At 60.7% G+C, this 12,730-nt stretch carries 10 protein-coding genes and 1 pseudogene; 4 read left to right on the forward strand and 7 right to left on the reverse strand.

Annotation, left to right across the window (positions count from 1 at the left end; all coding sequences use genetic code 11):
* Positions 1-479: 479 nt before the first annotated feature.
* Positions 480-650, reverse strand: a complete 171-nt coding sequence (locus tag SOR61_RS01740) for a helix-turn-helix domain-containing protein (protein WP_320610977.1) — start codon at positions 648-650, stop codon at positions 480-482.
* Positions 625-1,164, reverse strand: coding sequence for a Crp/Fnr family transcriptional regulator (locus SOR61_RS01745; RefSeq protein WP_320610978.1), 540 nt, complete (start codon positions 1,162-1,164; stop codon positions 625-627). Before SOR61_RS01745 ends, SOR61_RS01740 begins: the two co-directional genes overlap by 26 nt.
* A gap of 123 nt (positions 1,165-1,287) precedes the next feature.
* Between SOR61_RS01745 and hcp the strand changes: the two genes are divergently transcribed.
* The gene (hcp, locus tag SOR61_RS01750) at positions 1,288-2,733 is read left to right on the forward strand and encodes a hydroxylamine reductase (protein ID WP_320610979.1); all 1,446 of its coding nucleotides are present in this window, start codon (positions 1,288-1,290) and stop codon (positions 2,731-2,733) included.
* 235 nt (positions 2,734-2,968) lie between these two features.
* Here hcp and SOR61_RS01755 read toward each other — a convergent pair whose 3' ends face one another.
* The 3 genes from SOR61_RS01755 to SOR61_RS01765 are packed head-to-tail and all read right to left on the reverse strand — an operon-like array spanning position 2,969 to position 5,488.
* Entirely contained in the window at positions 2,969-4,057 is a 1,089-nt protein-coding gene (locus SOR61_RS01755) for a TatD family nuclease-associated radical SAM protein (protein ID WP_320610980.1), read from the reverse strand.
* Positions 4,058-4,074: 17 nt separating this feature from the next.
* The gene (locus tag SOR61_RS01760; RefSeq protein WP_320610981.1) at positions 4,075-4,839 is read right to left on the reverse strand and encodes a TatD family hydrolase; all 765 of its coding nucleotides are present in this window, start codon (positions 4,837-4,839) and stop codon (positions 4,075-4,077) included.
* Entirely contained in the window at positions 4,829-5,488 is a 660-nt protein-coding gene (locus tag SOR61_RS01765; protein WP_320610982.1) for a DUF1836 domain-containing protein, read from the reverse strand. The genes SOR61_RS01760 and SOR61_RS01765 overlap by 11 nt, the downstream gene beginning before the upstream one ends.
* Before the next feature lie 679 nt (positions 5,489-6,167).
* Between SOR61_RS01765 and SOR61_RS01770 the strand changes: the two genes are divergently transcribed.
* A complete protein-coding gene (locus SOR61_RS01770; RefSeq protein ID WP_320610983.1) occupies positions 6,168-7,802 on the forward strand; it encodes an FAD-dependent oxidoreductase in 1,635 nt (544 codons plus the stop codon).
* 361 nt (positions 7,803-8,163) lie between these two features.
* On the opposite strand, the gene metG is transcribed toward SOR61_RS01770, so the two are convergent.
* Positions 8,164-10,146 carry a methionine--tRNA ligase gene (metG, locus tag SOR61_RS01775; protein ID WP_320610984.1) on the reverse strand — a complete coding sequence of 661 codons (1,983 nt, stop codon included), beginning with the start codon at positions 10,144-10,146 and terminating at the stop codon, positions 8,164-8,166.
* A 36-nt stretch (positions 10,147-10,182) separates the two neighbouring features.
* The gene (locus SOR61_RS01780; protein WP_320610985.1) at positions 10,183-11,058 is read right to left on the reverse strand and encodes a hypothetical protein; all 876 of its coding nucleotides are present in this window, start codon (positions 11,056-11,058) and stop codon (positions 10,183-10,185) included.
* A 291-nt stretch (positions 11,059-11,349) separates the two neighbouring features.
* On the opposite strand from SOR61_RS01780, the gene SOR61_RS01785 reads away from it, so the two are divergent.
* Both SOR61_RS01785 and SOR61_RS01790 read left to right on the forward strand, forming a co-directional pair.
* The gene (locus tag SOR61_RS01785) at positions 11,350-12,492 is read left to right on the forward strand and encodes a DEAD/DEAH box helicase (protein WP_320610986.1); all 1,143 of its coding nucleotides are present in this window, start codon (positions 11,350-11,352) and stop codon (positions 12,490-12,492) included.
* A gap of 32 nt (positions 12,493-12,524) precedes the next feature.
* Positions 12,525-12,730: pseudogene (locus SOR61_RS01790) on the forward strand (hypothetical protein); the annotation flags it as partial.

Genomic DNA, 12,730 nt, shown 5'->3' on the forward strand with positions numbered 1-12,730 from the left:
CTTTCCTTTACAGCCTCCTTCATTTTCAGATTTTCGCGTCAGTTTCAATGTTGGAAAAGGAATTGAAGTGACTGCGACAAACGCTCAAACCCATTGAAAATACAGGCTTTTCCCGTTTGTCTTTATTATACCGTAGCGGCACAGCTTTGCCTCTCTGGCCTATCATCTGGGCGTACCGGAGAAGATCACCATGGAGATTGGAGGCTGGTCAGACAATCAGACGATGAGGAAAATCTACACACACATAGCGCAGTCCGACATGCAGCGATACCAAAATCAGTTCAAAGATTTCTTTTCAAATGCTAACGGAAAAGTTAATGGATAGAAAAAGCCTTTGAAACACAAGGCTTATATTGTTCGTATCGTGGGTTCGAATCCCTTTACCTGCTCCAAAAAAGAAAGACACGCCGCATGGCGTGTCTTTCTTTTTTGGTTCCCTCTTTCCTTTTATGTGCCAGGGAAATCAATTCCACGCAGATTTACTGCTCCTCCGGAGGACAGGCAGAGGAGAGCAGCCGGAAGTGGTTCTTTCTGGTCTCCACCAGCCCCTCCCGGCGCATCTTCCCCAGTTCTTTGGACAATGCGCTGCGGTCCACCCCCAGGTAATCCGCCAGGGCTTGCCGGTCAAAGGGGATGGCAGGGGATGGCAAAGGAATGGCTCCCCTGAAGGAGGGCCTGGTCAGACAGGTAGGCCAGCAGCCGACCCCTTATGGTCTTGGCTCGAGTATAAAAGATCTTTCGGGACAGGCCCAGGTTCTTCTGGGCGGAAATTTCCAGAAGGTTCCGAATAAGCGCCGTGTGATGGCCGCAGGCCTGACTGCACACAGTCAGCAATCGGCCCACCTCCAGAAACAGCACCGAGGTCTCCTGGGCTGCTACGGCGTTTACCAGCAGGGGCTCTCCCGGGGCGCAGGCATAGCTCTCCCCAAAGACCTGCCCCGGCCCCGCCCGGCCCAGCACCGTCTTGTTTCCCCAAAGATCGTCGCTCTCCAGAAACACGCTTCCTCGCTCCACCAGGCCCATGGCCCGGATGGGCTCCCCGGCGGAAAAGATCACCGCCCCCTTGGGATAGGTCCGCCGCCAGGCGGCCAGACAGCCCAGCACTGTTCGGATCTCCTCCGGCTCCAACCCGCGAAACAGCGGGCTATGCATGGCAGTCTCCATGATTTTCTCCTTTTTGTGGTTATGACCACATACAGTTTGGTCTGAGTCTACTATACTGAGCTTACTTCGTCAAGCCACCCAAGGGGCCCGCCCCTTTTCTCACCTTAGAAAGGAGACTGCTCTATGAAACCCGCCATGTTTTGCTATCAATGTCAGGAGACCTCCGGCTGCACTGGCTGCACCCGGGCCGGGGTCTGCGGAAAGACCGCCCACACCGCCGCCCTGCTGGACCGGTGCCCGGATGGGCTCTCCCTGCCCGAAGCCGCCCGCTGGACCGGCACGCCGGAGGTCTGGGCAGAAAAAGCCGCCCAGGTAGGCGTACTGGCCGAGCAGGACGAGGACCTGCGCTCCCTGCGGGAACTCATCACCTACGGTCTGAAAGGCATGGCCGCCTACCTCCACCACGCCGCCCTGGGAAAGGAAGACCCCCTGGTGGATACCTTTTTGCAAAAAGCCCTGGCCGACACCCTGGACCCCTCCCTGGGCATGGATGATCTGGTGGCCCTCACCATGGAGACCGGCAAGCACGGGGTCCAGGCCATGGCCCTGCTGGACCAGGCCAACACCCTGGCCTATGGCCATCCCCAGATCACCAAAGTCCCCCTGGGGGTGAGAAACCGGCCGGGCATCCTGGTCTCCGGCCACGACCTGCGGGACCTGGAACAGCTGCTGGAACAGAGCAAGGACGCCGGGGTGGACGTCTACACCCACTCGGAGATGCTCCCCGCCCACTACTACCCTGCCTTCCAGAAGTACCCTCACTTCGCAGGGAACTACGGCAACGCCTGGTGGCAGCAGAAGGAGGAGTTTGCCTCCTTCCAGGGCCCTATCCTCATGACCACCAACTGCATCGTGCCCCCCAAGGAGAGCTATCGGGACCGGCTGTACACCACCGGCGCCGCCGGGTACCCCGGCTGCCCCCATATCCCCGGGCAGGTGGGCGAAGAGAAAGACTTCTCTCCCCTCATTGCCCACGCCAAGACCTGTCCGCCCCCCATCCAGATCGAAACCGGGGAGCTGGTGGGCGGCTTTGCCCACAACCAGGTGCTGGCCCTGGCAGACCAGCTGGTGGCAGCCGTCAAGAGCGGTGCCATTCGGACCTTCGTGGTGATGGCCGGGTGCGACGGCCGGGCCAAGAGCCGAAACTACTACACCGACTTTGCCAAGGCCCTGCCCAAGGACGCAGTGATCCTCACCGCAGGCTGCGCCAAGTACAAGTACAATAAACTCCCCCTGGGGGACATCGCCGGCATTCCCCGGGTCCTGGACGCAGGCCAGTGCAACGACTCCTATTCTCTGGCGGTGATCGCCCTGACCCTCCAGGAGGTCTTTGGGTTGGAGGACATCAACGATCTGCCCATCGTGTATAACATCGCCTGGTACGAGCAGAAGGCGGTCATCGTGCTGCTCGCCCTGCTCTCCCTGGGGGTGAAGAACATACACCTGGGCCCCACCCTGCCCGCCTTCCTCAGCCCCAACGTGGCAAAGCTGCTGGTGGAGACCTTCGGTCTGGCCGGCATCGGCACCGTGCAGGAGGACCTGGCCCTGTTCTTCGGCGAGAACGCCTGAGCCCTATGCCTTGCAGCCTTTCCCCGGCCAAAACCGGGGAAAGCAAATGAAATAGAAAAAAGTCCCGGCTCCGCCGAGACTTTTTTACTGCGCAGCCTCCAGTGTGCCCGAAGGGCGCGCGGAGGCTGCGATCTTCACTTTTGAAAGGGGCCTTCTGCCAGACAGCTCGACACCCCCGTTTTCTGTCCTGCCAAAGGAAGCCAAAACCTGGGTGTCTCTTTCAAAAGTCCTGTTTTTAGGTATCCAGGCGGCAGACGTACAGGGTACGCTGGGCCGTATCATACAGGGCAGCGGTACAGTTGTAGGAATAGCGGTGGAGCAGTTCCTCAGGGTCCTCCCCTTCCTTGGCCTGGCTGTGCCGGTCCAGCACCAGCCAGTACCCCTGGGTAACCGGAGGAATCTCAATTCCGCCTTCGTTATCCTGGAAGAAGGGGCCGATTCGGCTGGTCTCGTCGGATACGCCCCAGAACAGGGTCTGACACAACAGATCTCCGGGCAGGGGCTGCCAGCGGGCGTCCGCCGCCAGCTGTTGTTCCAGGGTCTCCTCCTCCCACCGCAGGACCAGGACAGACAGGCCGTCCCCGTTGCCGCTGTGGGTGTCGCTCTGGGTCACCACGGTTCCGCCGGACAGGTCCAATCCCAGTTCCTTCTCTGCCTGGGCGGTGAGGTCCTTCCCCTGGCAGCCTGCCAGCAGGCAGACCAGCCCCACCGTCAGCAAAAGAAACCCGATGCCTCGTTTCATGGCCTGTTCCTCTGCCAGCCGGCGGCAGGCTTCGATCTCCTCCGGGGTCTTGTCATAGTCCACGATGGTCACCACCACCCGGGGCACGTGCTGGGTGGCGGTGCGGATAAAGTCCAGCATCCCCTCCCAGGCCGCTTCCCCCGCCCCCGGACGGGTCAGCCGCAGGTACTCCTCCTTGTTGGAGCCGTTGAGAGAGACAGACACAGCGTCCAGACGGCCGGCCAGCTCCGGGGTGATGTCCCGGTGATTGATGAGGCTGCCGTGGCCGTTGGTGTTCAGCCGGATGGGAGGCAGGTCGTCCCGGCCGCTGGCCTTCAGCTGGTCGCAGATCCAGAACATGTCGTCCGCCCGGCAGGTGGGTTCTCCGTAACCGCAGAACACGATCTCCTCATAGCCACCCAGGTCCTGCCCCAAAATCTCCTCCAGCACCGCTTCCCGGGTGGGTTCCTCCTGGAGCCAGAGCCCGCCCAGGGCGGAGTCCTCCTGGTCCCGGATGCAGAACACGCAGTGGCTGTCGCACCGGTTGGTCATGTTGATGTACAGGCTGCCAAAATAGTCATAAGTGATGATATCTCCGGTCATATCGGTCTCCTCCTCTCTTATCCGTCGATGCCGAACAACCGCAGGCCGTTTTCCGTGGTGGCCTGCTCCACCTCCTCCCGGGTCAGTCCCTTGAGCTGGGCGATGGTCTCTGCCATCCGGTAGACATACCGGGAGTCGCACCGCTTCCCCCGGAAGGGCGTGGGGGCCATGTAAGGGGCGTCGGTCTCCACCATGATCCGCTCCAGGGGCACCGCCTGGATGACCTCCGGGGCCTTCCGGGCGTTTTTAAAGGTGATGGTCCCGGTGAAGGACAGGTGCCACCCCAGTTTTACCAGGGTCTTGGCGTCCTCCACGCTGCCGGAGTAGCAGTGGAACACCCCCCGCACCCCGGGAAATTCTTTCACAATGGCCAGGCTGTCTCCGTGGGCCTCCCGGTCGTGGACCACCACCGGCAGGTCCAGGTCTCTGGCCAGGGCCAGCTGGGCCCGAAAGACTTCCTTTTGCAGGTCCCGGGGGACCTCCTGCCAATAGTAGTCCAGGCCGATCTCCCCGATGGCCTTCACCTTGGGGTGGCGGGTCAGAGCGGCCACCTGATCCAGCCAGTCCTCCGGCAGGCCCAGGGCATCCTCCGGGTGGACCCCCACCGCAGCATAGACAAAGGGATAGGCCTCCGCCAGGTCAATGGAGGCCTGGGAGGTGGGCAGGTCGCAGCCCGGGCAGAGGACGTACCCTACCCCTTCTCCCGGCAGGGAGGAGAGGACCTGGTCCCGGTCCTCGTCAAAGGCCTGGACGTAATAATGGGCGTGGGTGTCAAAGAGCATGGTCTCGATCCTCCTTCTGGGGCGGCTGGGCCAGGGGATGGAGCCCCTGCTCGTCGCTGATCTTTTCCAGTTCCAGCACCTTCTCCGGGTCAGCGTCCTGCAGATGCAGGAGCTTTTCCGCCATGATCCGGGAAAAGCCAGACATAAGGATACTCTGGATGATGACGTTTTCCACGGTCCCCTCGTCGGCCTCCTGGGGGTTCAGAAGGTCCTGCACCGCGTCCCGGGTCTGGGCGGTGAAGAAGTTGCCCACCATCTGCACCCGGTCAATGTAGTTGGTGTAGAAACTCCGGATCTCTTCCTCCTCCGTGGTGGAGGGCAGCAGCTGCTGCAGGCCGTTGATGCTGGTGCCCTGTTTCAGGGTAAAGATCATAATAAGGTAGGCGATGTGGATGCGGTAGTATTTGCGTTTTTCCGGCGCAGGCATCACCTTCAGCCGGACGTAGTTGTTGATGGTGGTGGGGGTCACCGGCTTGTTCTTCTGGTCCTCCACGGGGATGAAATCCAGATACTGCCCCAGCAGGGCGATCACCTGATCCATATAGAGCCCGATGTTGGGCAGCTCCTTCCAGGCCGGCAGCTTGTAGGTGTTCAAATAGTTCTCCCAGCGGATCAGCTTATGGGCGATGAGATCCCGATCATAACGCATGGCGATGCACTTCCTCTCCTTCTCTTCCAGCTTCTTCCATTTTTATATATTAGGTGCTCTTATCTGCACGCACTCTTCCTTGTCATTGTATCACAAACAGACCGCCAGAACAACCAGATCTCGAAAAAACCCTTCTTCTTTTCGACACTCTCTCCAGATTAGACCGTTTTCTCCCTTCTTCTTCTCGTTGTTCATATTAAATACAGCCCCTGATGCACGGGAAAGCCCCCTCCGGCGTTGGATTGGACGCCGGAGGGGGCTTGTTCTGAGGGGACAGCGGTCCCCTTTCCTATCGCAAGATCATAAAACCGATCCCGGCCAGCAGACCTCTCTGCTGCGATCCGGACCGCCGGAGCGGGGCCGAAAGAGCCGGAAAACCGATGCGGGCCTTACTTCAAAAGAGAGCCCAGCACTGCGCTGCCCAGGAAGTACAGCGCCAGATTGGCCAGAACCACCGCGCCGATAATGGCGATGATAATACCTGCTTTCTTCATAATGACTCCTTACTGTGATCCCGGGAGGACCAGGGTCCCGGCCTCCCTTCTTTTCTACAAGGATACCGTATCTCTCCCGGTCTGTCAATCCTTCCGGCCCCTGTGTGACTTGATTACGGAGCGTTCCCATCCGCTCCACTATAATAAAAACATTCATTGATATATCAGAAACGGAGGTCTCTTTTATGCGGGTACTGATTTTAGGCGGCGTTGCTGCCGGCACCAAGGTCGCAGCCAAGCTCAAGCGGCTGGATTTTGACACCGAGGTCACCATCCTCACCAAAGATCCGGACATCTCCTACGCAGGCTGCGGCCTGCCCTACTACGTAGGCGACGTCATCACCGACCGGGCACAGATCATCGTGAACACCCCGGAAAAATTCTCCGCCCTCACCGGGGCCAAGGTCCTTACCGGCCGGGAAGCCATCGCCCTGGATCCCAAGGGCAAAACCGTCACTGCCCGGAATCTGACCTCCGGTCAGGAGGAATCCTACTCTTATGACGCCTGCGTCATCTCCACCGGCGCTTCCTCCCTGGTCCCCCCTGTGGAGGGGGCCGCTCTCCCCGGGGTCTTTACCATGCGCACCCCCACCGACGCAGACAAGCTCAAGGGTTACGTCACCGGCGGCCAGGTGAAGTCTGCCGTGGTGGCCGGCGGCGGCTTCATCGGCCTGGAAGTGGCAGAAAACCTGCGCCGCCAGGGTCTGGAGGTCACCGTCATCGACATGGCGCCCCAGATCATGCCCGGCTTTGACCCGGAGCTGGCCGCTTTCGCTGCCCGCCACCTGGAGGCCCAGGGCATCCACGTCTCCCTGGGCACCAAGATGGAAAAGCTGGTGGGCACCCACAAGGTGGAAGGGGTCCAGACCGACAAGGGCCTGCTGAAGTCCGATGCCGTGATGCTCTCCCTGGGCATCCGCCCCAACACCGCCTTCCTGAAGGACACCGGCCTGACCTTTGCCAAGAACGGCGCCATCCTGGTGGACCCCACCCTGCGCACCAATCTGCCTGACGTGTATGCAGTAGGCGACTGCGCTGTGGTCTCTCACCGGCTCACCGGCCAGAGCGCCTGGGCACCCATGGGCTCTTCCGCCAACATGGAAGGCCGGGTGCTGGCAGAAGTGCTGGCAGACAAGGACAGTTCCTTCCCCGGCGTTCTGGGTACCGCTGTGGTCCAGCTGCCCGGCATGAACGCCGCCCGCACCGGTCTCAACGAGGCCGCTGCCCGGGCCGCCGGCTACGACGTGGAAACCGTGGTGGCCGTGAACGACGACAAGGCCCACTACTATCCCGGAGCCAGCAACTTCATCACCAAGCTTATCGTAGACAAGAAAACCGACAAGCTTCTGGGCGTCCAGGTGCTGGGTCCCGGCGCAGTTGACAAGATGGTGGACATCGGCGTCACCGCCCTGTCTCTGGGGGCAACCCTCCGCCAGCTGGAAAACATGGATCTGGCCTATGCCCCTCCCTTCTCCACCGCCATCCATCCCTTCGTGGCTGCGGTGAATATCCTGCGCAACAAGCTGGACGGTTATCTGGAGTCCATGACCCCTGCGGAGTACATGGAGAATATGGGCGAGGGCTACACCATTCTGGACGCCTCCCAGATGCCCTCCATCCCCAACGCCCGGTTCGTGGACGTGGCCCAGGTGAACGGACCCCTGGAAGGGCTGGACAAAGAGGAACCCCTGCTGCTCATCTGCACCAAGGGCAAGCGGGGCTACCTGCTCCAGCAGCGGCTGAAGCACTTCGGCTACACCAACACCAAAGTGCTGGAAGGCTCTCTGTGGCTCAACGAGCCCCCCACCAAAGGAAAATAAGAGATAAAAAAGTCCCGGCTCTGCCGGGACTTTTTTCTATTCCACCGGAAACAGCAAATACAAAACCCTAAAGATGGTATGAAACGGATCTTCGCCCCTTCGGAAGGACGTTGGTTTGTCTCCCTCTGCCTCGCAGAGTTCCCCTGTCCGCAGACAGGGGAAGAACATCGGATAGAAAAAAGCCCTGGCTTTGCCAGGACTTTTTTACTTCTCAGCCTCCAGTGTGCCCGAAGGGCGCGCGCAGAGGCTGCATCTCTCACTTTTGAAAGGAGCCAAAAACCAAGCAGAAAACTTGATACCCCCGTTTGCTGTCCTGCCGAACGAAGCAAAAACCCGGGCGCCCCTTTCAAAAGTCTTATTTTTAGTGGAGTTTTGCACCCGCAGGAATGGAATCATCCAGCATCATGAGATTCAGGACTTCCTCCCCGTTCTCGGTGTGGACCGCAGACAGCAGCATGCCGTTGGACTCCAGACCCATCATCTTCCGAGGCGGCAGGTTCACAATGGCCACCAGAGTCTTACCCACCAGGTCTTCGGGCTTGTAGTACATGGCAATGCCGGAGAGGATCTGACGGTCGGTGCCGGTGCCGTCGTCCAGGATGAACTTCAGCAGCTTTTTGGACTTCTTCACTGCCTGGCACTCCTTGACCTTCACCACCCGGAAATCGCTCTTGGCAAAGGTGTCAAAGTCCACGTCCTCTGCCACAGGCTCCAGCTCGATCTGGGGCTGGGCGGGGGCAGCGGCAGCAGCCTGGATGGCTTCCAGCTCTTCCAGCGCCTTCTCCATGTCCACCCGGGGGAAGAGGTTCTCGCCCTTGGTGACTGCCATGGTCTCCCCACGGCTGCCCCACACGGCGGCGGACTCCCAGGTCTGGCAGGCGTCGCAGGCGCCCACCTGGGCAAAGAGCTTCTCGCAGGACTGGGGAATGAAGGGGGTCAGGAGGATGCCGCAGATGCGGGTGGCCTCCAGCAGGTTGTAGAGCACGTGGGCCAGACGAGCGCCGTTCTGTTCCATGTCCTTGGCCAGCGCCCAGGGCATACTCTCGTCAATGTACTTGTTGGCCCGCTGAATGACCTTGAACACTTCGTCCAGTGCCTTGTGGGGGGCGCAGTTGTCCATGTTCTCCTGGTACCGATCCCGCAGGCCGGAGGCCAGGGTGATGAGCTCGGTGTCATAGGCCTCGGGAGCAGCCCAGGTCTTGCAGCCCTCGGGCAGGGTGCCGCCGAAGTACTTCTGCACCATGGCAGTGGTCCGGGAGACCAGGTTGCCCAGGTCGTTGGCCAGGTCCACGTTGATGGTGTTGATGAGCAGTTCGTTGGAGAAGTTACCGTCCGAGCCGAAGGGGAAGGTACGCATCAGGAAGAAGCGCAGGGCGTCCACCCCGAACTTCTCGGCCAGCACATAGGGGTCCACCACGTTGCCCTTGGACTTGGACATCTTGCCGCCGTCCAGCAGCAGCCAGCCGTGGCCAAAGACGTGCTTGGGCAGAGGCATCTCCATGCTCATGAGCATAGCGGGCCAGATGATGGAGTGGAACCGGACGATCTCCTTGCCCACAAAGTGGTAGTCCGCCGGCCAGTAGTGGTCGTAGTCGTTGTACTTATCGTTATAGAGGCCCAGGGCAGTGGTGTAGTTGAACAGAGCGTCCACCCACACGTAGACCACGTGGCCCGGGTCAAAGTCCACGGGCACGCCCCAGGAGAAGGAGGTCCGGGATACGCACAGATCTTCCAGACCGGGCTTAATGAAGTTGTTCACCATCTCGTGGACCCGGGACCGGGGCTGGAGGAAGTCGGTGTTTTCCAGCAGGTCCTGTACCTGGTCGGCGTACTTGGACAGACGGAAGAAATAGGCTTCCTCTTCCGCGTCCTGCACCTCACGGCCGCAGTCGGGGCACTTGCCGTCCACCAGCTGGCTCTCGGTCCAGAAGGACTCGCAGGGCTTGCAGTACTTGCCCACATACTTTCCCTTGTAGATGTCGCCCTTCTCGTACATCTTCTTAAAGATCTGCTGAATGGCGGATACATGGTAGTCATCGGTGGTGCGGATGAACCGGTCGTTGGAGATGTTCATGAGCTTCCACAGGTCCAGTACGCCCTTTTCCCCGGTGACGATGTTGTCCACGAACTGCTGGGGGGTGACCCCTGCTTCCTTGGCCTTGTCCTCGATCTTCTGGCCGTGCTCGTCGGTGCCTGTGAGGAACATCACGTCGCAGCCCTGCAGGCGCTTGTAGCGGGCCATGGCGTCGGTGGCTACGGTGCAGTAGGTGTGGCCGATGTGGAGCTTATCCGAGGGATAGTAAATGGGGGTGGTGATATAAAACTTCTTTTTCTGATCTCTCATATCTATGGGATCCTCCTCTTTTTCGGATGGGTTTTTTCAGGGGTTGGGCTCCTGGCCTTCGCCGCCGCAGCCCGCACAGCCGGCGCAGCCGCCGGAGCAGGACGGACAGGCAGGGGGCTCAGGGGGTTCCGGCCGGTTGGCGTTGTCCGCCAGGATGGAGGCCTGGGCCAGCAGGTAGAAGGTCAGGCCCAGGGTGACCGCCGTGTCATACAGAGGGGTGCCGTCAGCCAGGGTGAACAGGTTCAGGGCTGCGCCGGTGAGGCTCACCACCAGGGTGAGGGTGACCCGGCCTTTGCCGTAGGCAAAGCCGGGGATCAGGCAGCAGGCAACAAGGGTGAGCAGACCCGCAGCCAGGGGCAGCACATAGCGGGCCACGATGGGGTCCTCTGCCCAGGAGGCATAGTAGTTGAGCATCACCCAAAGGCAGCAGGCAAAACCGGGGACCGACAGCCAGACGCTGCGCACCTCGGTGCCCTTGCGAAGGAGCTGGAGGACCAGGTAGATCCCGGCGGCAGCCAGCAGGCAAAGGACCCCCAGGAACAGCCGGGCCAGAATCTCTTCCCGGGCGCCGTCCGGCCCCACCGGGCTGGACACATAGGCCGCCAGATTCAAAAAGCCGCCCGCCGCCAGCAGGACCACCGCAGCCATCTGGCCTGCGGCCTGGAAGAACCGCCGGGGGGTAAAGGCGCCGGTATAGCACTGGGCAAAGGTCCGGGGACTGCCCCGGCCCAGCAGGAAACACACCGCCACAACGGCCACGGCCAGGATCCACATGACGATGCCCGGCGCAGAGACGGAGAGCGGCAGGCCGGTGCCGACTTCAAAGCCCTTGTCCAGGTAAAGCCAGCGGGCAATCAGGCCGGCAATCCCTGCCGCCCCGGCCGCCGCTGGCAAAACAACCGCTTTTTCCATGAAACAGGACTCCTTCCTACAAACGGGAGCACCCGCTCCCGGAAATGGTTTCTTATCATTTTAGCACACTCTCCCGAAAAACGCACGGAGATTTTCACCATTCCCTGATTTTTTTGCCGCCGGGCCGCCCCCAGCCCCCCGGTCCCGCCGGGTCCGTCCCCCCTTGCAACCTGTCGGCTCTTGTGATATGATGCCCTTAACTGTTTACTATTAAATATGAGAAATCAATCAGATTCCCTCCGGCGGGAGACCCCTTCCCCGCCCCAAAGGGAAGGCAAAGGAACTGTTTCTATGGAAATCAATGGCATTGAGGTCGAGCTCGACCTCCGATACAGCGAAATGAATCTCTCCCCTGGGATCATGAAGGCCCTGGAGCAGAAGGGCTTCACCATGGCAACCCCAGTGCAGGCCGGGGCCATCCCCTGCTTTAAGGACGGCAAGGACGTCATGGCCAAAGCCCCCACCGGCTCCGGCAAAACCTTCGCCTTCGGCATCCCCATGGTGGAGCACACCGACCCCGAAGGCACCGATATCACCGGCCTCATCCTGGCCCCCACCCGGGAGCTGGCCCTGCAGATCCAGGACGAACTGCGCCAGCTGTGCGCCTTCCTGCCCGGCATCCGGGTGGCCTGCCTCTACGGCGGCCAGCCCATCGACCGGCAGATTAACCTTCTGAAAAAACGCCCCCAGATCATCGTGGCCACCCCCGGCCGCCTCATGGACCACATGAAGCGCCGCACCGTCCGCCTGGGCAAGGTGGAGACCGTGGTCCTGGACGAAGCCGACCGGATGCTGGACATGGGCTTTATCAAAGACGTCACCCACATCCTCAAGCAGATCCCCAACCGGAAAAACCTGGGGCTCTTCTCCGCCACCATTTCCCGGGAAGTCATGGACATCTCCTGGGTCTACCAGCGGGACCCGGTGGAGATCGTGGTCCGTCCTGTGGAGGAAAACCGCCCCAAGATCAGCCAGTACCGGCTGAAGGTGGATATGACCGGCAAGGTGGAAGTCCTGGCTGCCATCCTGGAAAAGGAACAGCTGGACCGTGTCATCGTCTTCTGCAACACCAAAAACACCACCGACCGGATCACCGGTCTGCTGAAAATGAAGGACATCTCCGCCCAGTGCATCCACGGCGACCTGAGCCAGAAGGTGCGGGAAAAGGTCCTGTCCGCCTTCCGGGCAGGAGAGCTCCGGGTGCTGGTGGCCACCGACGTGGCCGCCCGAGGCCTGGACATCGACGACGTGGACGCCGTCATCAATTATGATATCCCCGAGGAAGGGGAATACTATGTCCACCGCATCGGCCGCACCGGCCGGGCCAAGCACAAGGGCGCAGCCTACAACCTGATCTCCTCCATCACTGAGGAGATCCGCCTGGACGAGATCATCCGCAACAACAAGTACGACGTGCAGACCATCACCCTGTAACGTCCCGCAGAAAAGGAATCCTGCCTTCATCTATGATTGAATTTCGAACCCCTGTTCCCGGGGACCGGGACTGGGTGACGGCGCTCCTGGCCAAGGAGGGCCTGTCCCTGTGCAACTACAGCTTCCCGGTTCTCTTTTGCTGGCAGGGCGCTTACCAGTTCCAGCTGGCCCGTCTGAACCACCGGCTGCTGGTCCGGCTGGAAAGCTCCCTGGGCCGCGCCTACCTGTGGCCGGTGGG

It is taken from the genome of Evtepia sp. (assembly GCF_034090835.1).
Classification (GTDB): domain Bacteria; phylum Bacillota; class Clostridia; order Oscillospirales; family Oscillospiraceae; genus Evtepia.